Below are 25,906 nucleotides of genomic sequence, written 5' to 3'. Positions count from 1 at the left end.
CTTCCGGGAAACGACGGTGGCGGGACGGACGACGGCAACGGGCCACCATCGCCACCAGCGGCGAGCGGAAGAAAGGGAACGCTTGGTCGTCAGAATGGGCACCGGGCAACTCTACCGCAAGAATGGGCCGCGGTGTGCGTCCGCAGCATGATCCATTGCTTGCAACGGAAACGGTTCATCCGGACAGCAGGGGGGTGGGAGCCGGCAGATGCATCCGTACCCGCCCCGCCTCGCAGCGCACATGGAAACGGCGCGCCTGCAGGGGTTCGCCGTCCAGGTTGAGGGTCATCGGCCGCTCGGCCTCGATCCAGACCTCACGCAGCCGGGCGCGTTCGGCCACCTGCTCCAGCGCAGCGTGCTTGCCGTCGCTGAACAGGGTGCCCAGGGTCGACACCAGCTCCCCGGACAGCTCGGGAACCACGGTCAGCTCCAGCAGGCCGTCATCCAGCACCGCGTCCGGGCACAGCACCTGGCCGCCACCGGCCTGGCGACCGTTGCCCAGGCCCAGCGCGATGAAGCCGCCTTCCCACTGGAAGCCCTCGCCATGGATGCGGGCGCGGATCGGCTCGATCCTGCCCAGCCGGGCGATGCCGGTGATGACGTAAGCCAGGCCGCCGAGCATCTTCTTCAGGCCGTCGTGGGTCTCCACCGTAACCTCGGTGCCGAAGCCACCGCTGGCCAGGTTGGCGCACCAATGCACCGCACCGTCGCCGTCCACCTGCAACAGGTCGATCGGCCGTGCGCCGCTGCTGCTGATCAGATCCAGCGCCGCCAATGGCTCGACCGGGATGCCCGTTGCCGTGGCGAAGTCGTTGGCCGTGCCCAGCGGCAGCAGTGACAGCGCCGGCAAGGCGGCCGCCGCTTCGCCGGTATGTGCCAGTGCTTCGGCCACCTCGCTCAAGGTGCCATCCCCGCCGCCGGCAACGATCACCGCCGCATCCGCGGCGATGGCTTCGTGCACGTAGCGCTCCGCATCACCGGCTTCCCAGGTCACCCGTACCAACAGTGGTTGGCCACGGTCACGTACGCACGCGACCGCATCGCGCACGGCGTCATCGCCGGCGGACTTGCCGTTGAGGATCAGGAACCAGGGGGGCGTTGGCATGCGGCTCTCCATCGAAGGCGCGCAGGCTAGCAGGCACCGGCAATGCATCCGGTGAATGTCACATGCCCGTCATCAACTCCCCGGAGAATGGGAGCCCATAGCAAGGACGACGGATGGAGGCAGGATCAGCCTCCGAATGAATTCCCCGGCCGCAGTGGCAGCACTGCGGCTTTCTTTTTGCCCCGTCCCGCAGCGCGCAGCCCTGCTGCGCCGGACATGGCCGGGAAGGCCGATGCCGCGCACGGCCCCGGCACTGTCCCTCATTCGGATTGGGCGAACTGTCGCAGGGCATCCCCCTGCAGCCGGTAGACCGTCCATTCGTCCTGCGGCAACGCGCCGGCGGCGCGGTAGAACGCGATGGCCGGCGTGTTCCAATCCAGCACCGACCATTCGAAGCGCCCGCAGCCCTGCGCCACCGCCAACCGCGCGATGTGCTTGAGCAGCGCCTTGCCGGCACCGCTGCCACGCTGCTCCGGGCTCACGTACAGGTCTTCCAGGTAGATGCCGTTGCGGCCGAGCCACGTGGAATAGTTGTAGAAGAACACCGCGTAGCCGATGGCCTGCCCGTCACGCTCGCACACCAGCGCCTGCGCCTTGGCGTCCGGCCCGAACAGGCTGGCGCGGATGCCGGCCTCGTCGGTCTGCACCGAGGATTCGGCTTTCTCATAGATGGCCAGCTCGCGGATGAAATGCAGGATCAGGCCTGCGTCATCGGCGGTGGCCGGACGGATCTGCAAGCCGCGCGCAGCCATGGGTCAGCCCCGCGCCGCCGCGACGTTGCCGCGCATCTTCGCGATCACCTCGGCGTAGTCCGGCGCATTGAAGATGGCCGAACCGGCGACGAAGGCATCGGCACCGGCGGCGGCGATCTGCCCGATGTTGTCGGCCTTCACGCCACCGTCCACTTCCAGCAGCACCGGCTTGCCGAGCTTGTCGATCATCGCGCGCACCGCACGTAGCTTGTCCAGCGTGGACGGGATGAAGGCCTGGCCACCGAAGCCCGGGTTGACCGACATCAGCAGCACCAGGTCCAGGTCTTCCAGCACCCAGTCCAGCACTTCCACCGGGGTGGCCGGGTTCAGCACCAGGCCGGCCTTGCAGCCGTGCGACTTGATCAGCTGGATGGTGCGGTGCACGTGTCGGCTGGCCTCCGGGTGGAAGCTGATCAGGCTGGCACCGGCCTCGGCGAAGTCCGGCACGATGCGGTCCACCGGCTCGACCATCAGGTGCACGTCGATGGGCGCGGTCACGCCATGCTTGCGCAGCGCCTGGCAGACCATCGGGCCGATGGTCAGGTTGGGCACGTAATGGTTGTCCATCACGTCGAAATGGACCCAGTCGGCACCGGCGGCGATGACGTTGTCGACCTCCTCGCCCAGCTTGGCGAAGTTGGCCGACAGGATGGACGGGGCGATGATGCAGTTGGACATGGGAAAGCCTTTCAGCGCTTGCGCAGGGTTTTGATGCGGTCGTAGGCGGCGTTGATCTGCCGCGCCTTCTTTTCGGCCTGTTCGCGCAGTTCAGGCGCGGCGCCGGCCACTTTGTCGGGGTGGTACTGGGAGATCAGGCGGCGGTAGGCCAGGTCGATCTCGGCGTCGGTGGCGTCGCGGGTGACCCCCAGTTCACGGTACGGGAGGTCCTTGCCCAGCTTGAACCAGTCACTGTCGAAGGCATGCCCCAGCAACAGGCCGATCACCGCGCCAAACAGCGGATTGGGCCTGAAAAGCAGGGCCCCGGCGATGAAACCAAGCAGTTTTCCGTACCAGCGCATGGGCGGGGTGGCGATTCAGGGCGGGCGGGCCCTGCATTTTATGCCACAGCGGCCCAATCCGGCTTTACACTAGGCCGCCCGCCGTCCTGCCGCGGGCCCCAAGGGTCCCTCCGTGCCGGCGGCTTCATAGCCAAGTCCCAGGAGTGCCCGTGCCAACCACGCTGTTGCAATCCGATCTTCCCGGCCTGCCCTTGCGCCATCGCGGCAAGGTGCGTGATGTGTTTGATATCCCGCGCGAACGCCTGCCTGCCGGTACTCCCCCGGGCGACTACCTGCTGATCGTGGCCACCGACCGCCTGTCCGCGTTCGACGTGGTGCTGCCCGACCCGATCCCGGGCAAGGGCGAGATGCTGTGCCAGGTCTCCAACTTCTGGTTCGCCAAGACCGCCCACCTGATGCCCAACCACCTGACCGGCATCGACGTGGCCAGCGTGCTGCCCGAAGGCGTGGACCCGGCGCTGTACGCCAAGCGCGCGGTGGTGACCAAGAAGCTCAAGCCGGTCCCGGTGGAAGCCATCGCCCGCGGCTACCTGATCGGCAGTGGCTGGAAGGACTACCAGCGCACCGGCAAGATCAGTGGCATCCAGCTGCCCAATGGCCTGCAGCAGGCCGAGAAGCTGCCGGAGCCGATCTTCACCCCGTCCACCAAGGCCGCCGTCGGTGACCACGACGAGAACATCGACTTCGACGCGATGGTCAAGGCGGTCGGCGCGGACCTGGCCGAGAAGGTGCGTGACGCCACCCTGCGCATCTACAAGTTCGCCGCCGAGTACGCGGCCGAGCGCGGCATCCTGCTGGCCGACACCAAGTTCGAGTTCGGCACCGACGCCGACGGCCGCCTGTACATCATGGACGAGATGCTGACCCCGGATTCCTCGCGCTACTGGCCGGCCGACGAGTACCAGGTGGGCATCAGCCCGCCCAGCTACGACAAGCAGTTCGTCCGCGATTACCTGGAGACGCTGGACTGGGGCAAGTCCGCGCCGGGCCCGACGCTGCCGGCCGAGGTGATCGGGCGTACCCGCGACAAATACGCCGAGGCACTGCAGAAGCTGGCCGGGATCCACCTCGACTGATCCCGCCCCGGGGGCGCGCCTGGGCAACCATGCGCGCCCGTAGGGAAGGCGCGCTATGCTCTGCCGGCCACATCCGGGAGGGAGTATGGACATGAGTACCGCGCGTCCGGTGGACCGCTATTTCGCCAGTTACTCCGGCGACCACCGCAATGAAACCAACCAAGCCATCCACGTGGTCGCGGTGCCGGCCATCCTGTGGTCGGTGATCGCCCTGCTGTGGTGCATCCCGCCGTTGATGCCCTGGTTCCAGCACGGGATCTGGGCCGCCCTGGCCATGTTCGGCACCTGGGCCTACTACAACCGCCTGTCCCGCCCGCTGGGCATCGGCATGCTGTTCCTGTTCTTCGTCAGCGGCTGCCTGTGCCGCCTGCTGGAAGACCGACTGGGCATCCCGATGCTGCTGCGCATCGCCATCGGCGTGTTCGTGGTGGCGTGGATCGCACAATTCATCGGCCACAAGATCGAGGGCCGCCGGCCCAGCTTCCTGACCGACCTGACCTACCTGCTGATCGGGCCGATCTGGGTGCTGGCCAAGCTGTTCCGCCAGTTCGGCTGGCGCTACTGATGCAAAGGGCCGGCATTGCCGGCCCCTTCAGTCCGGGGTGTCCACCCGCGCTACGGTGACGCCTCGCCGGCGGGTGCGTCGGCCAGTCCGAGCATGGCCGCATCCACCATGAACGGACGCGGCGCATAGCCGAAATCACGCCGTGCCGGTGCGGTGTCGAACGCCAGCGGCTCCTGCATGCGGGCAAGCGCGGCCGCGTTCATGCCACGCAGGCGCCCGAACGCATGCGCCACGCGCAGCGCGAGGGCGAACAGCGGGGTCGGTATCCGCAGCAACCGTGCAGGCGGCTGCAACGCAGCCAGCACACGGCGGACCATTTCCCCGTAGCCCAGTACTTCCCCGCCGCCCAGCGCATAGGCCTGGCCCGCGGTGGCCGGTTGTTCCAGCACCTGCATGGCCGCATCGGCCAGGTCCTGCACATGCACCGGCTGGCGCAGGCCATTGGCCGATGCCGGCAGCACGAACACACCGCTGCGGCGGGCCATCGCGGCGATGACGCTGAGCGTCTTGTCGCGCCCCGCACCGTAGACCAGCGTGGGGCGCAGCACCGTGGCGGCCACGCCACGCGCCTGCGCGGCGGCGAACAGCGTCGCTTCGGCCTCACGCAACCGGCGCGCCACGTCGCGCTCGGCCAGATCGGCCGAATCCTGTTTGACGTCGACGCTGGTCGAGCCGAATGCCACGACGCGTGCCGGCCCCAGATCCGACGCCGCGTACCAGCGCGCGAAATGATCGAGCGGACCGCAGCTGAAAACCACATCGAAATCGCGGGCGCCCTGCCAGTGGCCGGACAGATCACCGCCAATCCATTCCAGGCCGGGCCGCGCCGGACGGGCGGTGCGCGAGACCGCGCTCACCTGCCAGCCCGCGCGGCGCAGGTTGTCCAGCAGGCGCTCGCCGATCTGACCGCTGCCGCCAAACACCAGCGCCTTGCGCTGTCCCTCATTGGTACGAGTGCTATCTTCCATGCATCACAGGATAGGCGATCCGATGAGGCATCCTGACGTGCCCGGATGAAAGGAATCGCCGCGAGGACGCCATGACCGCCAGCTCCACCCCCACCGCTCTCCTGCTCGCCACCGACCTGAGCGCCCGCACCGACCGTGCACTGGCCCGTGCGTTGCAGCTGGCGCGGCAATGGAACGCACGGCTAGTGGTGGCGACCGTGTTGCCGGACGCAGCGGCCACCGGCATCACCGGCGGGCTGCTGTCCTCGGCCCCGGCGGTCGACGACGGCCAGGCCCGGCAGCTAGCCGAACGTCGCCTGCAACGCCTGCTGGAAGGCGACGCCGATGACCTGCAGGTGGAGCTGCGCATCGGCCACGGCCACGTCGGTCGTGCACTGCTGCAGCTGGCCGCGCAGGAGGACTGCGGCCTGATCATCACCGGCATCGCCCGTGATTCCCTGTTCGAGCAGCCCACGCTTGGCTCAACCGTGATGTGGCTGACCCGCCACAGCCGGCTGCCGGTGCTGATCGTGCATGACCGGGTACGCGGCCCTTACCGCCACCTCGCGGTGGCCTGCGACTTCTCCGACAGCGCCGCGCAGGCGGCTGGCAGCGCGTTGGAACTGTTCGATGTGCCATTGCAGTTGTCATTGGTGCACGCACTTGATGCCCCCGGCAGCCTGCTCCCCGGCGGCGACCGCGACACCCTGCAGGAACAGGCCGCCAGCGCCGCGCGCACGCAGGCGCAGGCCTTGCTGGCGCAATTGCGGCCACGGCTGGGGCAAGCGCACGTGCACGCGGTCATCGAACCCGGCGAGCCGGCCCGCATCCTCGCCGACCACGCGCGGTCCGCCGGCACCGAACTGGTCATCGTGGCCACCCACGGCCGTGGCGCGCTGTTCGACCTGCTGATCGGCAGCGTGGCGCGGCGCATCGTCGAAACGCTGGAAACCGACACCCTGCTGGTGCGCGACCCGCGCTCGCTGGCGGCGGCCGCCGGGAACGACGACTGACCGCGCCGAACCCGAACGGCTCGTTCATAAAAAGGTTCCGGGCGGAAAAAAGCGCCTGTTAGACTGGAAAACCTGCCCGTCACCCCTGCGCTTCCGCATGACGCCAGTCCTGTTGTGCCTTCTCCTGCTGCCCTTCCTGCTGGCGGCGGTCATCGCCCTGTATGCCCGCCTGTCACGGACCACCGCTGCCTGTCTTGCAGGTGCCGCGCCCGTACTCGGGCTGGTGCTGCTGGGCAGCGTGACCCCTGCCGTGCTCGACGGCGAGGTCATCCGCAACAGCTGGCAATGGCTGCCGCAGATCGGGCTGGACTTCAGCCTGCGCCTGGACGGGCTGGCCTGGATGTTCGCCGGGCTGGTGCTGGGCATCGGCGCACTGGTGGTGCTGTACGCTCATTACTACCTCTCGCCCAGGGACAGCACGCGTCGCTTCTACAGCTACCTGCTGCTGTTCATGGGCGCGATGCTGGGCATGGTGCTGTCCGGCAACCTGCTGTTGCTGATGGTGTTCTGGGAGCTGACCAGCATCAGTTCATTCCTGCTGATCGGCTTCTGGTCGCACCGCAAGGACGCGCGCGAGGGCGCGCGCATGGCCTTGATCGTCACCGGCGGCGGTGGCCTGGCACTGTTGGCCGGCGTGCTGCTGATCGGCCGCATCGTCGGCAGCTTCGACCTGGACGTGGTGCTGGCCTCCGGCGAGCTGATCCGCGCCAGCACGCTGTATCCGTGGGCACTGGTGCTGGTGTTGGCCGGCATCTTCACCAAGAGCGCGCAGTTCCCGTTCCAGTTCTGGCTGCCACACGCGATGGCCGCGCCCACTCCGGTCTCGGCGTACCTGCATTCGGCCACGATGGTGAAGGCCGGCGTGTTCCTGCTGGCGCGCCTGCACCCGGTGCTGGCCGGCACCGAGCTGTTCTTCTACGTGGTCAGCGGCATTGGTGCGATCACCCTGCTGATCGGCGCCTGGAGCGCGATCTTCCAGCATGACCTCAAGGGCCTGCTGGCGTACTCGACCATCTCGCACCTGGGCCTGATCACGCTGCTGTTCGGCCTGTCCACGCCGATGGCGGTTGTGGCCGGCGTGTTCCACATCCTCAACCACGCCACCTTCAAGGCCTCGCTGTTCATGGCCGCCGGCATCATCGACCACGAGACCGGCACCCGCGACATGCGCAAGCTGGGCGGGCTGCGCCGGTTGATGCCGATCACCAGCACGCTGGCGATCATCGCCTCGCTGGCGATGGCCGGTATCCCGCTGCTCAACGGCTTCCTGTCCAAGGAAATGCTGTTCGCCGAGGCACTGGCCACCGAGGGTCCGCACTGGATGCGCACGGCGATGAGCGCTGCCGCGCTGCTGGCCGGCATCCTCGGCGTGGCCTACAGCCTGCGCTTCGTGCACGACACCTTCTTCGGCAAGGGCCCGCTTGACCTGGACGTGGTCCCGCACGAGCCGCCGCGCTGGATGAAGGTGCCGGTGGAAGTGCTGGTGGTGATCTGCCTGGCGGTCGGCATCTCGCCGGCACTGACCGTGGCACCGGTGCTGCAGGCCGGCGCCAGCGCCATCCTCGGCCCGGCGATGCCCGCGTACAGCCTGTCGATCTGGCACGGCTTCAACCTGCCGCTGGCGATGAGCGCGATCGGCGTGGCCGGTGGCATCGCCCTGTACTTCGGCCTGCGCCGCTTCACCGACCTGTACGCCGCCGCCAACCGCCCCACCGGCAAGCTGCTGTTCCAGCGCAACCTGGACCTGTTGTTCGGCATCGCCCACCGCGTCACCGCCGCACTGGCCAACGGCAGCCTGCAGCGCATGCTGATGGCGTTGGTGCTGGTGGCGGTGATCGTCGCCGCCGCACCGTTCATCGCCAGCCCGGCGATGCCGGCATGGCCGGCACCGCAGTCGATGCCGCTGCTGGGCTGGGTATTGTGGCTGGTGATGCTGGCCTGCGCGTTCGCCGGGCTGTTCCTGTTCCAGCAGCGCCTGCTGGCGGTGATCGTGATGGGCGGCACCGGGTTGATGGTTGCGCTGACCTTCGTGTTCCTGTCGGCACCGGACCTGGCCCTGACCCAGCTGATGGTGGAGATGGTCACGCTGGTGCTGATGCTGCTCGCCCTGAACTACCTGCCGGCGCAGTCGCCGCCGGAACGCTCGCGCTGGCGCAGGCGGCGTGATGCGCTGATCGCCATCGTCGCCGGTGGCGGCCTGGCCGCGCTGGCCTACTCGATGATGACGCTGCCGCCGAACACCATGGCCGGCGAGATGCTGGTGCGTTCGCTGCCCGAGGCCTACGGCCAGAACGTGGTCAACGTCATCCTGGTGGACTTCCGCGGCTTCGATACCTTCGGCGAGATCACCGTGTTCGGCATCGCCGCACTGGTGGTGCACGCGCTGCTGCGGCGCTCGCGGATGGCGCCGGAACAGATCATGCCCGGCCCGCCGATCAAGCTGCCGGTGCCGGCCGACCTGGCCCAGATCATGTTCCCGTTGACCCTGACGGTGTCCATCTTCCTGTTCTTGCGCGGCCACAACGCGCCCGGTGGCGGCTTCGTCGCCGGCCTGGTGCTGGCGGTGCCGCTGCTGATCCAGTACGTGATCCAGGGCACCGTGTCGGTGGAGTCGCGCTTCGGCTTCGACTACATCCGCTGCATCGGCCTGGGCCTGATGGTCGCCGTGCTCAGCGGCATGGCCTCGATGCTGTTCGGCGTGCCGTTCCTGACCAGTGGCCACCTGGACCTGCACCTGCCGTTGATTGGCGAGGTGCCGCTGGCCAGCGCGATGGGCTTTGACACCGGCGTGTACCTGGTGGTGTTCGGCGGGGTGATGCTGATCCTGTCGATGATGGGCACGATCAAGCCCTCGCGCACCCGCAACGCCCGCCACGGCGAAATCGATATCCACCGCCGTTCGGCACGCACCGGGGAGATGCACTGATGGAACTGGCCCTGGCAAGCGCGATCGGCGTGCTGGCCGCGATCGGCGTGTACCTGCTGCTGCGCGCACGCAGCTTCGACGTCATCCTCGGCATGACCTTCCTGTCGTATGCGACCAACCTGCTGATCTTCAGCGCCGGGCGGCTGGTCACCGGCAAGGCGCCGGTGCTCAAGGACGGGGTGAGCAGCGACCTTGCCCACTACACCGACCCGCTGCCGCAGGCGCTGGTGCTGACCGCCATCGTCATCGCCTTCGCGATGACCGCGGTGAGCATCGTGCTGGCCATGCGCAGCCGCAGTGACAACCACAGCGACCACGTCGACGCCCACGAGCCGGATCCGCCCACCGCGGGCAAGCCGGAGGCCGGCGCATGAACCACCTGGTGATCCTGCCGGTCCTGATTCCGCTGCTGGGCGCGGCGCTGTCGCTGTTCGTCGAACACCGCCGCTATGGCCCGAAGGTGCAGCGCAGCGTGGCCTGGGCCAGCATGACCGCATTGGCGGTGTCGGTGGCGCTGCTGGTCGCGCAGACCGGTGAAGGCCGCATCACCGCCTACCTGCTGGGCGACTGGCCGGCCCGGCTGGGCGTGGCGCTGGTGGCCGACCGCCTGGCCGGCTGGATGCTCGGCACCACCCTGCTGCTGGCCATCGCCTGCCTGCTGTATGCCTGTACCGGCTGGGATCGGCGCGCACCGCACTTCCATGCGCTGTTCCAGTTCCAGCTGATGGGCCTGAACGGTGCATTTCTGACCGGCGACATCTTCAACCTGTTCGTGTTCTTCGAGGTGCTGCTGATCGCCTCGTACGGCCTGCTGCTGTCCGGCGGCCGTGGCCTGCGCCTGCGCATCGGCCTGCACTACGTGATGTTCAACATCGCCGCCTCCACGCTGTTCCTGATCGCGCTGGCGATGCTGTACGCCACGCTCGGCTCGCTGAACATGGCCGAGATCAGCCAGCGCATCGCCGGCCTGTCGCCGTCGCACCTGAAGCTGGCCAAGGCCGCGTTGGGCCTGTTGCTGCTGGTGTTCTGCTCCAAGGCCGCGCTGCTGCCGCTGTACCTGTGGCTGCCGGAGTCGTACTCACGTGCACCGGCCGCGGTCGCGGCCCTGTTCGTGATCATGACCAAGGTCGGGCTGTACGCCGTGCTGCGGGTCAGCACGCTGTGGTTCGGCGCCGGTGCCGGCGCACTGGCCGGCTACGGCGGCGACTGGCTGCTGTGGGCCGGGCTGGCCACGCTGCTGCTGGCCGGCCTGGGCGCACTGGCCGCCACCCGCATGAGCGTGCTGGTGGCCTACCTGGTGGTGGTCTCGGCGGCAACGCTGTTCATCGCCTTCGCGCTGGGCAATGCCGGCACGATCTCGGCCGGACTGTATTACCTGCCACACAGCACCTTCACCGCCGCCGCGCTGTTCCTGGTGGTCGACCTGATCCGTCGTCGCCGCATCCGTGGCGGCCAGCCACGTGACGGCGAGCAGACCGTACTGCCGGGCAAGACCGTGCCGGGCCTGCTGTTCCTGGTCGGCGCGGTGGCCGTGGCCGGCCTGCCGCCACTGGCCGGCTTCCTGGCCAAGGCCGCGCTGCTGAGCGCCGTGCCGCAGGCCCATACCGGCGTGGTATGGGCGGTGGTGCTGGGCAGCAGCCTGCTGGTGATCATGGGCCTGACCCGTACCGGCATCCGCCTGTTCTGGCACGTGCCCGGCGATGAGGACGATGCACCGGAACCCGAGCCGCAGCCCGCGGCCCCGGCGCGCCCCTACGAGACCACCGCGGCCTGCCTGCTGCTCGGCTACGTGGTGCTGATGAGCGTGTTCGCTGCACCGCTGATGCGACAGACCGACGCCATCGCCACGCAATTGCTGTCGCCGGAGCAGTACCTCAACGACGTGCGCGGCACCACGCCACAGATGAGGCAGCCATGAGTACGCCCCGCCCCCTGCTGCGTCGCCTGTTCCCCTCGCCGGCACTGTCGCTGACGGTCACCGCCTTCTGGCTGCTGATGTCCGACAGCTTCAACCTGGGCCAACTGCTGCTGGGCATGCTGCTCGGGCTGGTGGTGCCGCTGTTCGCCGCACGCCTGGACCGCGAGTTCGCCCGGCTGGGCACGCTGCGGCCGGTGCCCAAGCTGTTGTGCGTGGTGCTGTGGGATATCCTGGTGTCCAACATCCGCGTGGCCATGCAGGTGCTGGGCCCGGAGCAACGGCTCAAGCCCGGTTTCATCTGGGTGCCACTGGACATCGCCAACATCCACGGCATCGCCGCGCTGACCAGCTTCATCACCCTCACCCCCGGCACCGTGTCCGCGGCGCTGTCCGATGACCGCCGTCACCTGCTGGTGCACGTGCTGCACCTGGACGATGCCGATGCGCTGATCGCCGAGATCAAGAGCCGCTATGAAGCACCGCTGATGGAGATCTTCCCGTGAACGGTTACCTGATATTCCAGACCACGCTGGTGGTGTGCATGCACGTGGTCGGCATCGCGATGCTGCTGGCGTTGTGGCGCCTGTTGCGCGGCCCCACCGTCCCGGACCGGATCCTGGCGCTGGACACGCTGTCGGTCACCGCCATCGCCGAGTTGATGCTGTTCGGCATCTACCTGGATTCGGCCATCTACTTCGAGGCCGCGCTGGTGATCGCGATGCTGGGCTTCTGCAGCACCGTGGTGTTGAGCAAGTACGTACTGCGCCGGGACATCGTCGAATGATCACTTTCCTGCAGATCGTCCTGTCCGCGCTGCTGGCCTTCGGCTGCTTCTTCATCCTGGTCGGTGCGCTGGGGCTGGTGCGCTTTTCCGACTTCTTCAAGCGCCTGCACGCGCCGACCAAGGCCAGCACGCTGGGCGTGGGCTGCGTGCTGGTGTGCTCGGTGGCATACCACATCTTCCTCGGCGAGGACCCGCAACCGCGCGAGCTGCTGATCACCGTGTTCCTGTTCATCACCGCACCGATCAGCGCCCACCTGATGGCCAAGGCGGCGCTGTCGCTGATGATGGAAAGCCGCCCGGAGCCGCCGGGCGACAAGCCTTGACCGGCGTACTCCACCGGTAGCGCCGGGCAACGCTCGGCGGTAGCTCTCCCGGTCGTACCCCGGCGCAGCATGGCTGCGCTACCGGGAGTGTTCCCGCGCAGCTTGGCCGCGCACCCGGGTCAACGCAGCTGAACCTGTGCAGCATCACTGACCATGACCTGCGTCTGGTAGTAGTACTTGTCCATGACACGCCCCTCGTCGATGAAAACCACCTTCACCAGTCGTGCGCTGCCACGCACGAGGATCGGCCGGCCCAGCAGCGCTTGCCGGGGATCCCGTCCCAGCCAGTCCGCCAGCGCGGCCCTGGCAGCAGGCATGAGTTCCACGCTCAGGTTCCGCGGGTCCCGATAGTCCCGCTCGGAATTGAGGAACAACGAACCCCTGACATCCCCCGTTGCCCGCACGTTCAGCGCGAACACACCATCCACGCCACGTCCCAACCCTGCTGCAGCGGCCAACTGCACCGCCATTCCCGGGTCAATCCAGGCGGACGGAGCCCGCCCGCTGTGCACGCACCCTGCCAATACCGCCGACATCAACCCCAACATCAGAAACTTCCGCATCCTTGCCTCAATCCGGTCAGTTCAACAGCGCCAGTTCCAGGCCGACCCAGGCCAGGAACGCGACGAACAACACAGCGCCCTCGCCGCGACTGATCTTCAGGTCGCCGCGCAGCATCGGGTACAGCATCAGCACCAGCACGATCGCCGCCGGCAGTTCCAGGCGCACGAACGAGGCCGGCAACGGCATCGGGCGCAATGCCGCCATGCCACCGACCACCACCAGCAGGTTGAACAGGCTCGAGCCGATCACGTGGCCGACGACCATGTCACCCTGGCCGCGCCGCGCTGCCGCGATCGCGGCGGCCACTTCCGGCAGCGCCGTGCCGATGGCCACCGGCAGCAGGCCGGCCAGCAGCGGCGACATGCCCCAGCCGGCGCCGATCACCGGTGCCGCCTGCACCACCCAGCGCGCGCCGAAGTACAGCACCACGCCGGCAATCACCAGCCGGATCAGGTTGAGCCCCAGTTCGGTGCGGGTCGCCGCGTAGGCGGCGATGCTTTCCTGCAGCGCGGCTGGCTCGCGCCGGGCGCGCGCCAGCACGAACACCAGCACCGCGACGAAGCCAAGCAGCAGCACGATGCCTTCCACGCGGCTGATTGCACCGTCGAGCCCGAACACGATCAGCGCCAGCGAAGCCACGGCAAGCAGCACCAGCAATGGCGACAGCAGGCGCGTGCGCACCACCAGCGGGTAGGCCAGCGCGGCCAGCGCCAGCGTCAGGCCGACGTTGACGATGTTGCTGCCCACTGCGTTGCCCAGTGCCAGTTCCTGTGCCCCCACCGCGAAAGCGCGGGCATTGACCACCAGTTCCGGCAGCGACGTGCCGAAGGCCACCAGCAGCAGGCCGGCGACGAATGGCGAGGCCCCCAGTCGCTGGGCCAGCCCCGACGCGGCCTTCACGATGGAGTCGCCCCCCAGCGCCAGCAGCACCAAGCCAAGTACGAACAATCCAATGGCTTCAAACATCCGCGTCTCTCCCGACGGCAATGCGGCTGATTCTAGGCGCAGTCATCGCCTTTCCGCAGGAACTCAGCTGCACCCTTCCACGTAATCCACCTGCGGCGGCAGGCCAACCCGCCACGCCGTCACCTTGCCGTCGGCGCCCAGTTCGAACACCAGCCAGCCCTGGCTGCCATCGGCGGCGGGAACCCGCAGCACCTTGCCGCCTTCCACGTACTTGTGGGGCTGGGGTGCTTCGGCCTGTGCATACAGTGCCTGCAGCGGGCCCAGCGCCATGCCGACCTTGCCGCCGCCCGGGGCCTGCACGTCGGCGGCGCGCACGTCGTAGCGGACGAAATTGCCGCCCTCGAGCATGAAGGCCACGCCGTCGGCCCCCTGTCCGGCCGGCTGCAGGTAATAGCAGCCGCCGTCGGCCACGGCATCGCCCTGCAGCTCGCCATCCCAGACCGCACGCATCTGTTCGGCATCGATCCCCAGTTGCAGGGGGCCATAGCCCTGCCAATCGGCGTTGCCGGTCACCGCGGCCTCTGCCGGGGTCGGCGCGGGCGAGCCCGCTGCCGCAGGGGCTTGCGGTGCCACCGGCGCATCCGGCGCGTCAGGGGTGCGGTTGCAGGCGGCCAGCAGGGCGAGCAGGACAAGCGAAGACAGGACGGTGCGGGTCATGCGACAACTCCAGGGAGGACCGGGGCCGAGTGTAGCGGCATGCCGGTTGTCATCGTGCTTTCACCTGCCGGACCCAGGCTTGGGCGTCCGCGCCGCCGTGTCACGTCCCATGCATCCGCGCAAAACCGAACTCGCCCTCTCCGTCCTGCAGGCCCATCGGGCACCGCTGGACCTGCGCCAGCGCCGTGCCCTGATCCTGTGCGATGGCAAGCGCAGCCTGGACGACCTGTCCCAGTTGCTGGGCAACGATGCGCCGGCGCTGGTCGCGCAGTTGATCCGCGACGGCTACCTGCTGGCCGATGCCCCCGACGCCCCACCGGCCGTCCCCGCGCCGGTGGTCATGGCGGCGCCTGCGCCGGCAGCAGCGGCGGCACCTGCCACCGAGCGCCGGCGCTCGATGGTGGCTGCGCGGATCTATGTGCTGGACATCCTGGCGCTGCAGCGCAACCCCACCGCGCAGCAACTGCACCGGCAACTGCAGTCCTCGCGCGAGGAAGGCGAGACGGTCAACGCGATCCGGCTGGCGCTGGCGCACCTACCGGCGATGACCTCGGACGGCTACGCGCAACGCGTGCGTGGCCGCCTGCAGGAAGTACTGCCCGAGCCGCACCTGGCGACGGTGCTGCAGGCCACGCCGCTGCCGGCGGCCTGAAACTCAGCCCCTGGGCGGGGCGAAGTTGTCGCGCAGGCCGCTCCAGCAGGCCTGGTATTCGCGCTGGCGGTGCGGTGCGGCGATGGCCTGCTCGGTCGGGCAGATCACGCCGCGGGTCTCGAACATGAAGGCCATGGTGTCGGTGATCACGTCCGGCTTGGACAGGTCCGCGTTGGAGGCCTTGTCGAAGGTGGCCGCGTCCGGGCCGTGGCCGCTCATGCAGTTGTGCAGCGACGCGCCGCCGGGCACGAAGCCCTCGGCCTTGGCGTCGTAGGCACCGTGGATCAGGCCCATGAACTCGCTGGCGATGTTGCGGTGGAACCACGGCGGGCGGAACGTGTCCTGCGCCACCAGCCAGCGCGGCGGGAAGATCACGAAGTCCAGGTTGCTGGTCCCGGGCGTGTCGCTGGCCGAATGCAGCACCAGGAAGATCGACGGGTCCGGGTGGTCATGGCTGATCGAGCCGATGGTGTTGAAACGGCGCAGGTCGTAGCGGTACGGCGCGTAGTTGCCGTGCCAGCCGACCACGTCCAGCGGCGAGTGGTTGATGTCCGCGCGCCACAGCCGGCCATGGAACTTGGCGACCAGCTCGAACGGGCCTTCCACGTTCTCGTAGGCGGCCACCGGGGTTTCGAAATCGCGCGGGTTGGCCAGGCCGTTGCTGCCGATCGGGCCGAGGTCGGGCAGCTTGAGCAGCGCACCGAAGTTCTCGCAGACATAGCCGCGCGCCTGCCCGTCGGGCAGCTCCACCGCGAAACGCACGCCACGCGGGATCACCGCGATCTGCTGCGGTTCGACGTCGATCACGCCCATCTCGGTGCGCAGGCGCAGCCGGCCCAGCTGCGGCACGATCAGCAGCTCGCCGTCGGCGTTGTAGAAATAGCGGCCACGCATGTCGGCATTGGCCGCGTACATGTGGATGCCGGCACCGGCATGCGCATCGGGCGCGCCGTTGCCACCCATCGTGTACAGCCCTTCGATGAAATCGGTGGGCGTGGACGGCAGCGGCAACGGGCTCCAGCGCAGCTGGTTGGGCGATACCGCCGCGTGGCTGAACTCGCCATGCAGGTTGGGCTGGTCGAACGGGGTGAATTCCCCGTGCATCACCGCCGGGCGGATGCGGTACAGCCAGCTGCGCCGGTTGCTGCCACGCGGCGCGGTGAAGGCGCTGCCGGTCAACTGTTCGGCATACAGGCCATGGGCGACGCGCTGCGGTGAATTGCGCCCGACCGGCAGGGTGCCGGGCACTGCTTCGGTGGCGAATTCGTTGCCAAAGCCGGATTGATAACCGTTGGTGACCATGGATTTGCCCGCCTGTTTCCTGTGTTCAAAGCCCCTCTCCCTCCGGGAGAGGGGTTGGGGAGAGGGTACGACTACGCGTGATGCGTTCAATCTCTTCCAGTACTTCGCCGGTCTGCAACAACACCTCGTTGTTCCAGTAACGCACTACCCGCCATCCCTGCGCCTGCAGGTAACGGGTGCGCCCAGCGTCCACCTGCGCATTGTGTTGCGAACCATCCAGTTCAACCACCACTCCCGCCTCAACGCAACAGAAATCCATGACATATGGCGGCACGGGGTGCTGGCGTCGGAACTTGAAGCCCGCCAAGCGGCCCGCACGCAGGTACTGCCATAGGCGTTGCTCTGCATCCGTCATCGCCCTTCGCAGGGACCTGGCAGTGTCGAGCGTGGCGCAGGGGAGCGGGGGCTTGATCATCCTGACCATCCGGCATCCTTTGGGCATTTCACCCGCAGAGCCTACCCTCTCCCCAACCCCTCTCCCGGTGGGAGAGGGGCTTCAGGGCACATGCCTTACAGCACGCCGCGCTTGATCTGGTCGCGCTCGATGCTCTCGAACAGCGCCTGGAAGTTGCCTTCGCCGAAGCCTTCGTTGCCCTTGCGCTGGATGATCTCGAAGAAGATCGGGCCGATGCAGTTCTGGGTGAAGATCTGCAGCAGCTTGCGCTGCTTGGTCTCCGGGTCGGCGTCGATCAGGATCTTGTTGCGGCGCAGGCGCGGCACGTCCTCGCCGTTGTCCGGGATGCGCAGGTCGACCACGTCGAAATAGGTGTCCGGCGTGTCCAGGAACTCGATGCCGTGCTCGCGCATGGCTTCGACGGTGTCATAGATGTTGTCGGTGAAGCAGGCGATGTGCTGGATGCCCTCGCCCTTGTAGGCGTCCAGGTACTCGTTGATCTGGCTCTTCGGGTCGGAGGACTCGTTGAGCGGGATGCGCACGATGCCGTCCGGGGCGGTCATCGCCTTGGACACCAGGCCGGTCTTGGCACCCTTGATGTCGAAGTAGCGGATCTCGCGGAAGTTGAACAGCCGCTCGTAGTAGTCCGACCACTGCTGCATGTTGCCCAGGTACAGGTTGTGGGTCAGGTGGTCGATGAAGGTCAGGCCGAAGCCCTTCGGGTCCTGCTCGGCACCGTCGACCGGCACGTAGTCGGTGTCGTAGATGCTGCCGCCTTTGCCATAGCGGTCGACCAGGTACAGCATGCAGTCGCCGATGCCCTTGATCACCGGGGCCGGGACGGCACGGGTGTCGGCCAGCAGGCTGACTTCCTCGGCACCGTTGCCCAGCGCAGCGGCGAGCACCTCGGCGGCCGGCTTCTGGAAGCGGATGGCGAAGCCACAGGCGCAGGGGCCGTGCTTGGCCGCGAAGTCGGCGGCGAAGGAATCCGGCTCCTCGTTCACGAGGAAGTTGACGCCGCCCTGACGGTAGACGGTAATAGCACGCTGCCGGTGGCGGAGCACGGCAGTGAATCCCATGTTCCGGAAGTACGTGTGCAGCTGGGCGGCCTGCCCGGCCGGCGCGGCGAACTCGACGAACTCGAAACCATCAATGCCCATCGGGTTTTCGAAGGTGGTGACCTGCATGCCCGGATTGGGCGCGTGGGGTGCGGCGTGGGCTTGGGTATTCATGGGTTGCCTCCGATTGCGTGACCACTGCCGGGTGCCGGCGGTGTAAAAAACAGGAAGACACGCGCAAACGCGGGTCTGGACCGAAGGTTATAGTTTCACATGAAACCACCATCAAGGTGCACTGCAGCATGAGCTCTTCCGATTACAGCAAGTCCACCAGCATCCGGGCCTCGCACGTCCTGCTGGATCTTGAGCAGTTCCTGCCCTACCGCATCAGCGTCCTGTCCAACCGGGTCAGCGGCAACATCGCCCGGCTGTACGGCGACCGCTACGGCCTGGCCATCCCCGAGTGGCGGGTGATCACCATCCTGGCGCTGTACCCCGGCTCCTCGGCCAGCGAGGTGTCCGAGCGCACCGCGATGGACAAGGTGGCGGTCAGCCGCGCCGTGGCCCGCCTGCTGGAACGCGGCTTCATCAAGCGCGAGACGCACGGCGATGACCGCCGTCGCTCGGTGCTGGCGCTGTCGGCGGCCGGTTTCGAGGTCTACGAGACCATCGCTCCGCTGGTGATCGAGATGGAACGTCGGCTGATGTCAGTGCTCAGCGAGGAAGAGGAACAGGTGCTCGAGCGCCTGATCACCCGCCTGGCCGATGCCGGCCTGCCCCGCATGAGCGAAGCCTGAGACGTCGCCGGCCGCGGGCCGGCGGCGGAGGGTACGCGGCCGCGCGGCTCAGCTCAGGTGCTTGCGCTGGGCATAGATCCACGGCGCCGCCAACGCGGCGATCGCGCCACCGGCAAAGCCCAGCGCAGCGGCCACCGCCGCCGCTTCGATGCTGCCGGGCAATGCCAGCGCCGCCAGCAGCAACAGCACCGCTGGCAACCCGATGAACGAAGACAGGAAGAACCGCCAGCGCGGCACCCAGGTGTGCAGCTGCATCAGGCTGGCGCCCACCCAGGCTTCGCTGGCCCTGCTGCGTCCTATCTTGTCCACCAGCTTGACCAGATCGACCTCCGGCACGGACTTGCCGGCCGCCGCCAACGCCAGCTCGGCGTCAACTTCCGCAGGATCCGGCCAGTTCGAAGGCCATGCCTGCGGCGCTTCCACGCCATAGGCCGACAGCACCGGCAGGCTCAGGGCCGGCACGGCCAACGCGCGCAGCCGGCGCTTGTCCAGCACACACCAGACCTGTGCCCGTCCGCCACTGTGCACCTGGTACAACGACAGCTGCTCGGCCGCCGGGTAGGGCAATGCGGTCACGCGTGCGGCCAGGGTTTCCACGCCCATCGCGCGCAGGAAGCCGGCGCGGGCACGGCCGGTCTGCGTCCACGCCACGCCCAGGGGCGAGAGCAGCATCACCTCGGCCAGATCGGTGCCCCCGGCGGTGGCGCGCTCGTCACTGGCCAGGTAGGCCGCCAGCGAACGCGGCTCGGCGACATCGGCCTTGCCCCAGCGCTGCGAATGGCCGAGCAGGAACTTCAACGGCACCCGCGCGGCAACCGTCTCGCCGCGGGCGCTGTCCGATGCGAACGGCAACACCGAGGCGACGAAGGCGCGCAGTTCATTGCCGGGCGAGCTGCTCCACTCCGGCGGCAGCAGGCCAGCGAGCAGTCCATTGCGGGCCACCCGGTCGATCTGCTCCTTCTGCTCGACCAGCCGTATCACCGCCGACTGCAGCATGATGTTCGGCGGCACCGCAGCCTGCGGCAGGCGCGAGGAGGCTGGTACCGGCGAGGTGTCCTCGGCGGCCGGCGTCTCGTCGAGCAGTTCGTCCACGCTTGGCAGGCTGACGCTGGCCGACGCGACGGGCGGGGTATCGACGATGGAGGGGGAATCAGAAGCAGGCTGCATGGCGAAGACGGAGCGGGCCGTGCGCAGGCGGAGATGCATCCGTTAGCGGCAGCGCGGGGGGAATATGAAGGCATGCGGCGCTACCCCTCCCCCAGCCTCCCCTTCGCTGCGCGAAAGGGAGGGCAGATCACGGCGAGCTGCGCCTGCCACGCAGGAGCGCCTCGGCCGTGAGGCCCGTGCGCAAACGACAACGGCGCCTTCCGGCGCCGTTGTCATCCCCACCGCCACGGCTCATTGCGCGGCCGGCGGTGCCCACTGCTTGAGGAAGGCGAAGAACTTCTCGCGGTCGTAGCCCTTGCCCTTCTCCAGGTCGCCGGTGAACTGCGAATGCAGCAGCTTGCCCTCGGCATCGAGCACGAACAGGTGCGGGTAGCCCTTGATCTCCGGGTAGCCGGACAGGAACGCGGTGTTCTCGTTCTCTTCGCTGAAATTGACCTTCATCCACACGTAGTTGCCATCACGGAAGCGGCGGATCTCCGAATCCCCTTCCATGAAGGCATCCAGCAGGTGGCACCACGAGCACCACTCCCCGCCCACGTCCAGGATGATCCGCTTGCCGCCACGCTGGGCCTCGACCTTGGCCGTTTCCAGGTCGGCGACCGGGTTGCGGGCGGGGTCGAACTGCGCGTTGAGCGCGGCCACCGCGGCGATATCCGCCGCGGTGGGGGTGTTGCCCGAGGACACCGGCTGGCTGGTGTCAGCCACCGGCGCCTTCTGTTCGGAGGTGTCCAGCGGCTGCACCTTCTCCACCGGCGGTGGCGGCTGGTTGCAACCGGCCACGGCCATGGCGAACACCAACGGGACCACTCCAAACAGCTTGTTCATCGGTCTTTCCTCACTTCACGCCATGCATGAGCTTCTGCACCAGCGGGGCGATCAGGAACAACAGCACGCCTGCACCCAGCAGCGACCAGAAGCCGAAGGTATACCCCTTCAGGGCCGATTCCACCGTCATGCCGCTCTCGCCGCTGACCACCGCGGCGAAGATGCCCGACAGGTTGTTGCCGATGGCGGTAGACAGGAACCAGCCGCCCATCGCCAGGCCCACGACCTTGAGCGGGGCCAGCTTGGTGGTCATCGACAGGCCGATCGGCGACAGGCACAGCTCACCGACGGTCTGGATCACGTAGACCATGAACAGGGTCCAGAACGGGATCTTGCCGGCGCCGTCGACCAGCGAGGACAGCGCGTACATCAGCAGCAGGAAGGCCAGGCCGTTGAAGATCAGGCCCAGGCCGAACTTGCGCGGGATCGACGGGTTGGCCTTGCCCAGCGCGGTCCACAACCACACGAAGATCGGGCCAAGGGCCAGGATGGCCACCGAGTTGACCGACTGGAACCAGCCGATCGGGAAGGTCCAGCCGCCCAGGTCGCGGTTGACGATGTTCTGCGCCAGGAAGTTGAACGAGCTGCCGGCCTGTTCGAAGAACATGAAGAACAGCACGTTGAACACGAAGATGATCAGCATGGCGATGGCACGGTCACGGGCCACCTTGCCCTCGCGGATGCCCTCGACCAGGATCATCACGCACAGCGCGGTGAACAGCGCGCCCAGGATCCAGCCCAGGATGCCGGCGTCGATGGACAGCAGCGCATAGGCCACCGGCACGGCCACCAGCGAACCCACCAGCACGGCGATGGTGCGGCCCATACCTTCAGCACCGGCCGGCGGCTTGCCGATGTCACCGAGCTGGCGACGGCCGAACCAGAACCACACCAGGCTGATCAGCATGCCCACGCCCGAGGCGATGAACACGTACTTGTAGGCCGGCATGGCTTCGGTGCCGAACACGTTCTCGGCCAGGATGCCGGTCAGCACCGGTGCGACCAGCGCGCCGGCGTTGATGCCCATGTAGAAGATGGTGAAGCCCGAGTCACGGCGCGAGTCGTTGATGCCGTACAGCTGCCCGACCATGCTGGAGATGTTCGGCTTGAACAGGCCGTTGCCCGCGATCACCGTGGCCAGGCCGATACGGAACACCTGGTCGTTGGGGATGGCGATCAGGAACAGGCCCAGCGACATCACCGCCGCACCGATCAGGATCGAACGCTGGTAACCGATGATCCGGTCGGCGACGAAGCCACCGAACAGGGCTGCCGCATACACCAGCGCCAGGTAGGCGCCGTAGAGCTTGCTGGCACCGGCCTGGCTCTCGGAGAACTGGGCGACGATGTACAGCGTCAGCGCCCAGCGGATGCCGTAGAACGCGAAGCGTTCGAAGAACTCGGTCATGAACAGCATCCACAGGGGGCGTGGATGGCCGAGGAGGTTGGTGAACGCCGGCACGGGCGCCGGGTTGGATGCGGAATTGGGCGCGGCAGCGCTCATGCGGGTGTCCCCTGAGTCATTCGATGGGCAAGTGATGCGAAAGAAGTCGGCCGGAACCGGCGCGACGGGCGAGCATCACCGAAGGGCCGGCTTCACGTCAAATCCACAGACGGCTTGCCCGGGCCGGCCTGCGGCGGCCGGAAACGCCGCAGGGGCGCCCCGAGGCGCCCCTGCAAGTTGCTGAATACGTTGGATTTTCAGGCGCCCGCCGGCGGATCGGCGCGGATGCTGGTGCGGACTTCGAACAGTTCCGGGAAGAAGGTCAGCTCCAGCGCCTGCTTGAGGAACCCCACGCCGCTGGAGCCGCCGGTGCCCCGCTTGAAGCCGATCACCCGCATCACCGTGCGCATGTGGCGGAAGCGCCACAGCTGGAACTGGGTCTCCAGGTCCACCAGGTCCTCGCACAGCGAGTACTCGCGCCAGTAGCGGTCGGTGTCCTGGTAGATGTTCTCGAAGACATGGCGCAGCGCCGGGTCGCTGACATGCGACTGGGTCCAGTCGTGGCCCTCGTAGGTGGCCGGGATGGCATGGCCGAAGCGCGACAGGTAGGCCAGGAACTCCTCGTACAGGCTGGGGGCCTCCAGCACCTCGCGCAGCTGCGCCTGCCCGGCCGGGTCGTGGGCGAACACGCCCAGCATGTCCGCGTTCTTGTTGCCGAGCAGGAACTCGATGTAGCGGTACTGCAGCGACTGGAAGCCGGACGAGGGCCCGAGCACGTCGCGGAAGCCCATGTATTCGGACGGGGTCAGGGTTTCCAGCACCGCCCATTGTTCGGTCAGCAGGCGCAGCACCTGCTTGCCACGGGCCAGCACCTTCCGGCACTGCCAGACCTCGTCGCGCTGCAGGTGGGCACGCGCGGCGCGCAGCTCGTGGGCCAGCAGCTTCAGCCACAGCTCCGAGGTCTGATGCTGGATGATGAACAGCATCTCGTCGTGGTGCGGCGGGTTGGACAGCGGCTGCTGGGCCGACAGCAACTGGTCCAGGCGCAGGTAGCCGCCGTAGGTGAGCCGGCCCTGCAGGTCGGTGTGGATGCCTGCCTCGAGCTCACGCTGGTTCTTTTCTACGGTCATCGGCCTTGCCATCTGCGCGGGGCGCAAAGGGTAACGCAGCCGCACGCCCGGTAGCGCGGCGCCCGGCGCCGCCGGACATTGCCGGGATCGCCTGCCGGGCATGGCCCGGCCCGGCGGGCATCCCCCACGGTGCGGTTCCGCGCAAACGGAATAAGAACACTTGCGATGGCAACCGGCGCGACAATGCCCTGCCTTGGCGCGGCCTTGCTGAATACGCTGTATTTGCTCGGCCGTGGCGAGGGCCATGGAACGAATCCGGCATTTGTACGGTCAGTCGTGCTGCGCCGCAGGACGGCTTTTCCAGCCTGATTCCTTACCATGCGCAATTCCTATCATTTGAAACCATCTGTTCAAGGTGTTGCTGCAATGACGGTTTCCGCCCAGTTCCAAATCGAATACCTGCAGTACCTGGATGCCGAAGGCAGCCTGGTACGCGACGACCTGCCGGAGTCGCTGCGCGACCCGCGCAGCCTGCTGCCGCTGTTCAAGCAGATGCTGGCCACCCGGGTGTTCGACACCAAGGCGGTTGCCCTGCAGCGCACCGGCAAACTCGGCACCTTCGCCTCCTGCCTGGGCCACGAAGCGGCCCACGTCGGCATCGGCGCAGCCATGAAGAGCGGCGACGTGTTCGCCCCCAGCTACCGTGAGTACGGCGCGATGTTCATGCGCGGCGTGCGCCCGCGCGACGTGTTGATGTACTGGGGCGGCGACGAGCGCGGCAGTGACTACGACCGCGACAGCGACGCCGTCCGCGACTTCCCGATCTGCGTGCCGATCTCCACCCAATGCCTGCACGCGGCCGGCTCGGCGCTGTCGTTCAAGCTGCGCGGCCTGCCGCAGGTGGCGGTCACCGTCTGCGGTGACGGCGGCAGCTCCAAGACCGACTTCTACGCCGCGGTGAACTCGGCCGGCGCCTACCAGCTGCCGCTGATCCTGTGCGTGGTCAACAACGGCTGGGCGATCTCGGTGCCGCGTTCGGCCCAGACCGGTGCCGAGACCCTGGCCCAGAAGGGCCTGGCCGGCGGCCTGTTCTGCCTGCAGGTGGACGGCAACGACCTGATCGCGGTGCTGGCGGCCATGGAGCAGGCGCGCGAACGTGCCCTGTCCGGCAAGGGCGGCACGGTGCTGGAGTTCCTCACCTATCGCCTGTCCGACCACACCACCGCCGACGACGCCCGCCGCTACCGCGACGACGCCGAGGTCAAGGCCGCCTGGCAGCGCGAGCCGCTGATCCGCCTGCGCAAGTACCTCACCGCCGCCGGCGTGTGGAGCGAGGAGGAAGAGAAGGCCTGGATCGCCGAGTGCGGCACCCGCGTGGACGAGGAGGTCAACGCCTACCTCAACTGCCCGGTGCAGCCGGTCGAGGCCATGTTCGATTACCTGTACGCCGATCCGCCGCCGGACCTGCTGGCCCAGCGCGCCGCCGCCATCGCCCTGGAGCAGCGCCATGGATGACATCAAGCGCGCCCTTCCCGGAACCCCGGCCGGCCACGACGTGGCCCACAGCGCGGCCAGCAACAGCGGAGAAACCACCATGACCGCCACCCCGATCACCCTCATCGAAGCCGTCACCCAGGCCCTTGCATGGGAAATGGAACACGACCCGTCGGTGCTGGTGCTGGGCGAGGACGTGGGCGTCAACGGCGGCGTGTTCCGCGCCACCGCCGGCCTGCAGCAGCAGTTCGGCGCACAGCGCGTGCTGGACACCCCGCTGGACGAGACCACCATCGCCGGCCTCACCGTCGGCCTGGCCGCGCAGGGCATGAAGCCGGTGGCCGAGGCCCAGTTCGACGGCTTCGTCTACCCGATGGTGGACCACATCATCTGCCACGCCGCGCGCCTGCGTAATCGCACCCGTGGCCGCCTGCACTGCCCGATGGTGCTGCGCGTGCCGTGGGGCGGCGGCATCCGTGCACCGGAGCACCACAGCGAGGCCAACGAGGCCATCTTCACCAACGTGCCGGGCCTGCGCGTGGTGCTGCCGTCCAGCCCGCAGCGTGCCTATGGCCTGCTGCTGGCCGCGATCCGCGAGCCGGATCCGGTGATCTACATGGAGCCCAAGCGCATCTACCGCCAGTACAAGGAAGTGGTCGCCAACGACGGCGAGGCACTGCCGCTGGACGTGTGCTTCGTGCTGCGCGACGGCACCGACGTGACCCTGGTGACCTGGGGCGCGCAGGTGAAGGAAGCCCTGGAAGCAGCCGACAAGCTGGCCGGCGAAGGCATCAGCGCCGAGGTGATCGACGTGGCCACGCTGCGCCCGCTGGACTTCGCCACCATCGCCGAGTCGGTGGCCAAGACCGGCCGCTGCGTGATCGTGCAGGAAGCGCCCAAGACCGCCGGCTTCGGCGCCGAGATCGCCGCCCGCCTGGCCGAGGAGTCGATGTACGACCTGCTCGCCCCGGTCGAGCGCGTCACCGGCTATGACACCCACATCCCGCTGTTCCGCCTGGAAATGAAGTACCTGCCGAGCGTGGAGCGGATCGTGGCGGCGGCCAAGCGCGCGGTGGCGGCGGGCTGAC

Annotated in this window: 28 protein-coding genes; 13 read left to right on the top strand and 15 right to left on the bottom strand. The window is 67.9% G+C overall.

What is annotated here, in order from left to right; translation table 11 throughout:
- Positions 1–175: 175 nt before the first annotated feature.
- From yegS to ATCM_RS05645, 4 genes are all read right to left on the bottom strand, one after another.
- Positions 176–1,105: a lipid kinase YegS gene (gene yegS / locus ATCM_RS05660; protein WP_132863295.1), complete on the bottom strand. Its 930-nt coding sequence runs from the start codon at positions 1,103–1,105 to the stop codon at positions 176–178.
- Positions 1,106–1,365: 260 nt separating this feature from the next.
- Positions 1,366–1,857 carry a GNAT family N-acetyltransferase gene (locus ATCM_RS05655; protein ID WP_132863294.1) on the bottom strand — a complete coding sequence of 164 codons (492 nt, stop codon included), beginning with the start codon at positions 1,855–1,857 and terminating at the stop codon, positions 1,366–1,368.
- Positions 1,858–1,860: 3 nt separating this feature from the next.
- Positions 1,861–2,535, bottom strand: coding sequence for a ribulose-phosphate 3-epimerase (gene rpe, locus ATCM_RS05650; protein ID WP_132863292.1), 675 nt, complete (start codon positions 2,533–2,535; stop codon positions 1,861–1,863).
- A gap of 11 nt (positions 2,536–2,546) precedes the next feature.
- Complete coding sequence (locus ATCM_RS05645) at positions 2,547–2,876, bottom strand: DnaJ domain-containing protein (RefSeq protein ID WP_132863290.1); 330 nt, start codon at positions 2,874–2,876, stop codon at positions 2,547–2,549.
- 149 nt (positions 2,877–3,025) lie between these two features.
- Between ATCM_RS05645 and ATCM_RS05640 the strand changes: the two genes are divergently transcribed.
- Positions 3,026–3,952: a phosphoribosylaminoimidazolesuccinocarboxamide synthase gene (locus tag ATCM_RS05640; protein WP_165931129.1), complete on the top strand. Its 927-nt coding sequence runs from the start codon at positions 3,026–3,028 to the stop codon at positions 3,950–3,952.
- An 85-nt stretch (positions 3,953–4,037) separates the two neighbouring features.
- Positions 4,038–4,517 carry an Mpo1-like protein gene (locus tag ATCM_RS05635; RefSeq protein ID WP_132863287.1) on the top strand — a complete coding sequence of 160 codons (480 nt, stop codon included), beginning with the start codon at positions 4,038–4,040 and terminating at the stop codon, positions 4,515–4,517.
- A 50-nt stretch (positions 4,518–4,567) separates the two neighbouring features.
- Here ATCM_RS05635 and ATCM_RS05630 read toward each other — a convergent pair whose 3' ends face one another.
- Complete coding sequence (locus ATCM_RS05630; protein ID WP_132863286.1) at positions 4,568–5,485, bottom strand: NAD-dependent epimerase/dehydratase family protein; 918 nt, start codon at positions 5,483–5,485, stop codon at positions 4,568–4,570.
- 71 nt (positions 5,486–5,556) lie between these two features.
- Here ATCM_RS05630 and ATCM_RS05625 point away from each other — a divergent pair, with 71 nt between their 5' ends.
- The 7 genes from ATCM_RS05625 (at position 5,557) to ATCM_RS05595 (ending at position 12,428) form a co-directional block, all read left to right on the top strand.
- A complete protein-coding gene (locus ATCM_RS05625) occupies positions 5,557–6,477 on the top strand; it encodes a universal stress protein (protein ID WP_132863284.1) in 921 nt (306 codons plus the stop codon).
- A gap of 97 nt (positions 6,478–6,574) precedes the next feature.
- On the top strand, positions 6,575–9,403 hold the full coding sequence (locus tag ATCM_RS05620; protein ID WP_132863283.1) for a monovalent cation/H+ antiporter subunit A: 2,829 nt from the start codon (positions 6,575–6,577) through the stop codon (positions 9,401–9,403).
- Entirely contained in the window at positions 9,403–9,777 is a 375-nt protein-coding gene (locus tag ATCM_RS05615) for a Na+/H+ antiporter subunit C (protein WP_132863281.1), read from the top strand. The genes ATCM_RS05620 and ATCM_RS05615 overlap by 1 nt, the downstream gene beginning before the upstream one ends.
- Positions 9,774–11,321 (top strand): monovalent cation/H+ antiporter subunit D, encoded by a 1,548-nt coding sequence (locus tag ATCM_RS05610; protein ID WP_132863279.1) that lies wholly within the window; start codon positions 9,774–9,776, stop codon positions 11,319–11,321. Before ATCM_RS05615 ends, ATCM_RS05610 begins: the two co-directional genes overlap by 4 nt.
- Positions 11,318–11,824: a Na+/H+ antiporter subunit E gene (locus ATCM_RS05605; protein WP_132863277.1), complete on the top strand. Its 507-nt coding sequence runs from the start codon at positions 11,318–11,320 to the stop codon at positions 11,822–11,824. Before ATCM_RS05610 ends, ATCM_RS05605 begins: the two co-directional genes overlap by 4 nt.
- On the top strand, positions 11,821–12,105 hold the full coding sequence (locus ATCM_RS05600; protein WP_132863276.1) for a K+/H+ antiporter subunit F: 285 nt from the start codon (positions 11,821–11,823) through the stop codon (positions 12,103–12,105). Before ATCM_RS05605 ends, ATCM_RS05600 begins: the two co-directional genes overlap by 4 nt.
- Entirely contained in the window at positions 12,102–12,428 is a 327-nt protein-coding gene (locus tag ATCM_RS05595; RefSeq protein WP_132863274.1) for a Na+/H+ antiporter subunit G, read from the top strand. The genes ATCM_RS05600 and ATCM_RS05595 overlap by 4 nt, the downstream gene beginning before the upstream one ends.
- Positions 12,429–12,547: 119 nt before the next feature.
- Here ATCM_RS05595 and ATCM_RS05590 read toward each other — a convergent pair whose 3' ends face one another.
- The 3 genes from ATCM_RS05590 to ATCM_RS05580 form a co-directional block, all read right to left on the bottom strand.
- Positions 12,548–12,991 carry a hypothetical protein gene (locus ATCM_RS05590; protein WP_132863273.1) on the bottom strand — a complete coding sequence of 148 codons (444 nt, stop codon included), beginning with the start codon at positions 12,989–12,991 and terminating at the stop codon, positions 12,548–12,550.
- Positions 12,992–13,007: 16 nt separating this feature from the next.
- Positions 13,008–13,958 carry a calcium/sodium antiporter gene (locus tag ATCM_RS05585; RefSeq protein ID WP_132863272.1) on the bottom strand — a complete coding sequence of 317 codons (951 nt, stop codon included), beginning with the start codon at positions 13,956–13,958 and terminating at the stop codon, positions 13,008–13,010.
- A gap of 63 nt (positions 13,959–14,021) precedes the next feature.
- Complete coding sequence (locus ATCM_RS05580) at positions 14,022–14,615, bottom strand: lectin (protein WP_132863270.1); 594 nt, start codon at positions 14,613–14,615, stop codon at positions 14,022–14,024.
- A gap of 109 nt (positions 14,616–14,724) precedes the next feature.
- On the opposite strand from ATCM_RS05580, the gene ATCM_RS05575 reads away from it, so the two are divergent.
- The gene (locus ATCM_RS05575) at positions 14,725–15,267 is read left to right on the top strand and encodes a hypothetical protein (protein ID WP_132863269.1); all 543 of its coding nucleotides are present in this window, start codon (positions 14,725–14,727) and stop codon (positions 15,265–15,267) included.
- Positions 15,268–15,270: 3 nt separating this feature from the next.
- On the opposite strand, the gene hmgA is transcribed toward ATCM_RS05575, so the two are convergent.
- The 3 genes from hmgA to hppD all read right to left on the bottom strand — a co-directional run bounded on the left by hmgA (position 15,271) and on the right by hppD (position 18,150).
- Positions 15,271–16,569 carry a homogentisate 1,2-dioxygenase gene (gene hmgA, locus ATCM_RS05570; protein WP_132863267.1) on the bottom strand — a complete coding sequence of 433 codons (1,299 nt, stop codon included), beginning with the start codon at positions 16,567–16,569 and terminating at the stop codon, positions 15,271–15,273.
- A 25-nt stretch (positions 16,570–16,594) separates the two neighbouring features.
- Positions 16,595–16,984 (bottom strand): DUF559 domain-containing protein, encoded by a 390-nt coding sequence (locus tag ATCM_RS05565; RefSeq protein WP_132863265.1) that lies wholly within the window; start codon positions 16,982–16,984, stop codon positions 16,595–16,597.
- A 95-nt stretch (positions 16,985–17,079) separates the two neighbouring features.
- The gene (gene hppD / locus ATCM_RS05560; RefSeq protein WP_132866083.1) at positions 17,080–18,150 is read right to left on the bottom strand and encodes a 4-hydroxyphenylpyruvate dioxygenase; all 1,071 of its coding nucleotides are present in this window, start codon (positions 18,148–18,150) and stop codon (positions 17,080–17,082) included.
- 173 nt (positions 18,151–18,323) lie between these two features.
- Here hppD and ATCM_RS05555 point away from each other — a divergent pair, with 173 nt between their 5' ends.
- On the top strand, positions 18,324–18,818 hold the full coding sequence (locus ATCM_RS05555; protein ID WP_132863263.1) for a MarR family transcriptional regulator: 495 nt from the start codon (positions 18,324–18,326) through the stop codon (positions 18,816–18,818).
- Between the two features lie 48 nt (positions 18,819–18,866).
- Here ATCM_RS05555 and ATCM_RS05550 read toward each other — a convergent pair whose 3' ends face one another.
- The 4 genes from ATCM_RS05550 to ATCM_RS05535 form a co-directional block, all read right to left on the bottom strand.
- The gene (locus ATCM_RS05550; RefSeq protein WP_132863261.1) at positions 18,867–19,985 is read right to left on the bottom strand and encodes a hypothetical protein; all 1,119 of its coding nucleotides are present in this window, start codon (positions 19,983–19,985) and stop codon (positions 18,867–18,869) included.
- A gap of 231 nt (positions 19,986–20,216) precedes the next feature.
- A complete protein-coding gene (locus tag ATCM_RS05545) occupies positions 20,217–20,771 on the bottom strand; it encodes a thioredoxin family protein (protein ID WP_225591751.1) in 555 nt (184 codons plus the stop codon).
- Positions 20,772–20,820: 49 nt separating this feature from the next.
- Positions 20,821–22,314 carry an oligopeptide:H+ symporter gene (locus tag ATCM_RS05540; protein WP_132863257.1) on the bottom strand — a complete coding sequence of 498 codons (1,494 nt, stop codon included), beginning with the start codon at positions 22,312–22,314 and terminating at the stop codon, positions 20,821–20,823.
- Between the two features lie 197 nt (positions 22,315–22,511).
- Complete coding sequence (locus tag ATCM_RS05535; RefSeq protein ID WP_132863256.1) at positions 22,512–23,384, bottom strand: tryptophan 2,3-dioxygenase family protein; 873 nt, start codon at positions 23,382–23,384, stop codon at positions 22,512–22,514.
- 366 nt (positions 23,385–23,750) lie between these two features.
- On the opposite strand from ATCM_RS05535, the gene pdhA reads away from it, so the two are divergent.
- Positions 23,751–24,839: a pyruvate dehydrogenase (acetyl-transferring) E1 component subunit alpha gene (gene pdhA, locus ATCM_RS05530; RefSeq protein WP_132863255.1), complete on the top strand. Its 1,089-nt coding sequence runs from the start codon at positions 23,751–23,753 to the stop codon at positions 24,837–24,839.
- Positions 24,832–25,905, top strand: a complete 1,074-nt coding sequence (locus tag ATCM_RS05525; protein WP_132863253.1) for an alpha-ketoacid dehydrogenase subunit beta — start codon at positions 24,832–24,834, stop codon at positions 25,903–25,905. The genes pdhA and ATCM_RS05525 overlap by 8 nt, the downstream gene beginning before the upstream one ends.
- The last annotated feature ends 1 nt before the right edge of the window (position 25,906 follow it).

This window comes from Stenotrophomonas sp. ATCM1_4 (genome assembly GCF_004348115.1).
Taxonomy (GTDB): Bacteria; Pseudomonadota; Gammaproteobacteria; order Xanthomonadales; family Xanthomonadaceae; genus Stenotrophomonas; species Stenotrophomonas capsici.
The sequence above is the reverse complement of the archived record's forward strand: the minus strand, read 5'-3'. Positions and strand labels throughout refer to the sequence as shown.

What these genes read in the sequence shown, in the direction of transcription:
- ATCM_RS05550 (WP_132863261.1), bottom strand. Translation starts at nt 19,985, where the DNA reads ATGCAGCCTGCTTCTGATTCCCCCTCCATCGTCGATACCCCGCCCGTC.
- rpe (WP_132863292.1), bottom strand. Translation starts at nt 2,535, where the DNA reads ATGTCCAACTGCATCATCGCCCCGTCCATCCTGTCGGCCAACTTCGCC.
- ATCM_RS05595 (WP_132863274.1), top strand. Translation starts at nt 12,102, where the DNA reads ATGATCACTTTCCTGCAGATCGTCCTGTCCGCGCTGCTGGCCTTCGGC.
- ATCM_RS05615 (WP_132863281.1), top strand. Translation starts at nt 9,403, where the DNA reads ATGGAACTGGCCCTGGCAAGCGCGATCGGCGTGCTGGCCGCGATCGGC.
- ATCM_RS05655 (WP_132863294.1), bottom strand. Translation starts at nt 1,857, where the DNA reads ATGGCTGCGCGCGGCTTGCAGATCCGTCCGGCCACCGCCGATGACGCA.
- ATCM_RS05545 (WP_225591751.1), bottom strand. Translation starts at nt 20,771, where the DNA reads ATGGCCGTGGCCGGTTGCAACCAGCCGCCACCGCCGGTGGAGAAGGTG.
- ATCM_RS05575 (WP_132863269.1), top strand. Translation starts at nt 14,725, where the DNA reads ATGCATCCGCGCAAAACCGAACTCGCCCTCTCCGTCCTGCAGGCCCAT.
- hppD (WP_132866083.1), bottom strand. Translation starts at nt 18,150, where the DNA reads ATGCAGGTCACCACCTTCGAAAACCCGATGGGCATTGATGGTTTCGAG.
- ATCM_RS05605 (WP_132863277.1), top strand. Translation starts at nt 11,318, where the DNA reads ATGAGTACGCCCCGCCCCCTGCTGCGTCGCCTGTTCCCCTCGCCGGCA.
- ATCM_RS05625 (WP_132863284.1), top strand. Translation starts at nt 5,557, where the DNA reads ATGACCGCCAGCTCCACCCCCACCGCTCTCCTGCTCGCCACCGACCTG.
- ATCM_RS05620 (WP_132863283.1), top strand. Translation starts at nt 6,575, where the DNA reads ATGACGCCAGTCCTGTTGTGCCTTCTCCTGCTGCCCTTCCTGCTGGCG.
- ATCM_RS05580 (WP_132863270.1), bottom strand. Translation starts at nt 14,615, where the DNA reads ATGACCCGCACCGTCCTGTCTTCGCTTGTCCTGCTCGCCCTGCTGGCC.
- hmgA (WP_132863267.1), bottom strand. Translation starts at nt 16,569, where the DNA reads ATGGTCACCAACGGTTATCAATCCGGCTTTGGCAACGAATTCGCCACC.
- ATCM_RS05525 (WP_132863253.1), top strand. Translation starts at nt 24,832, where the DNA reads ATGGATGACATCAAGCGCGCCCTTCCCGGAACCCCGGCCGGCCACGAC.
- ATCM_RS05585 (WP_132863272.1), bottom strand. Translation starts at nt 13,958, where the DNA reads ATGTTTGAAGCCATTGGATTGTTCGTACTTGGCTTGGTGCTGCTGGCG.
- ATCM_RS05565 (WP_132863265.1), bottom strand. Translation starts at nt 16,984, where the DNA reads ATGATCAAGCCCCCGCTCCCCTGCGCCACGCTCGACACTGCCAGGTCC.
- ATCM_RS05555 (WP_132863263.1), top strand. Translation starts at nt 18,324, where the DNA reads ATGAGCTCTTCCGATTACAGCAAGTCCACCAGCATCCGGGCCTCGCAC.
- pdhA (WP_132863255.1), top strand. Translation starts at nt 23,751, where the DNA reads ATGACGGTTTCCGCCCAGTTCCAAATCGAATACCTGCAGTACCTGGAT.
- ATCM_RS05610 (WP_132863279.1), top strand. Translation starts at nt 9,774, where the DNA reads ATGAACCACCTGGTGATCCTGCCGGTCCTGATTCCGCTGCTGGGCGCG.
- ATCM_RS05535 (WP_132863256.1), bottom strand. Translation starts at nt 23,384, where the DNA reads ATGACCGTAGAAAAGAACCAGCGTGAGCTCGAGGCAGGCATCCACACC.
- ATCM_RS05630 (WP_132863286.1), bottom strand. Translation starts at nt 5,485, where the DNA reads ATGGAAGATAGCACTCGTACCAATGAGGGACAGCGCAAGGCGCTGGTG.
- ATCM_RS05590 (WP_132863273.1), bottom strand. Translation starts at nt 12,991, where the DNA reads ATGCGGAAGTTTCTGATGTTGGGGTTGATGTCGGCGGTATTGGCAGGG.
- yegS (WP_132863295.1), bottom strand. Translation starts at nt 1,105, where the DNA reads ATGCCAACGCCCCCCTGGTTCCTGATCCTCAACGGCAAGTCCGCCGGC.
- ATCM_RS05645 (WP_132863290.1), bottom strand. Translation starts at nt 2,876, where the DNA reads ATGCGCTGGTACGGAAAACTGCTTGGTTTCATCGCCGGGGCCCTGCTT.
- ATCM_RS05540 (WP_132863257.1), bottom strand. Translation starts at nt 22,314, where the DNA reads ATGAGCGCTGCCGCGCCCAATTCCGCATCCAACCCGGCGCCCGTGCCG.
- ATCM_RS05635 (WP_132863287.1), top strand. Translation starts at nt 4,038, where the DNA reads ATGGACATGAGTACCGCGCGTCCGGTGGACCGCTATTTCGCCAGTTAC.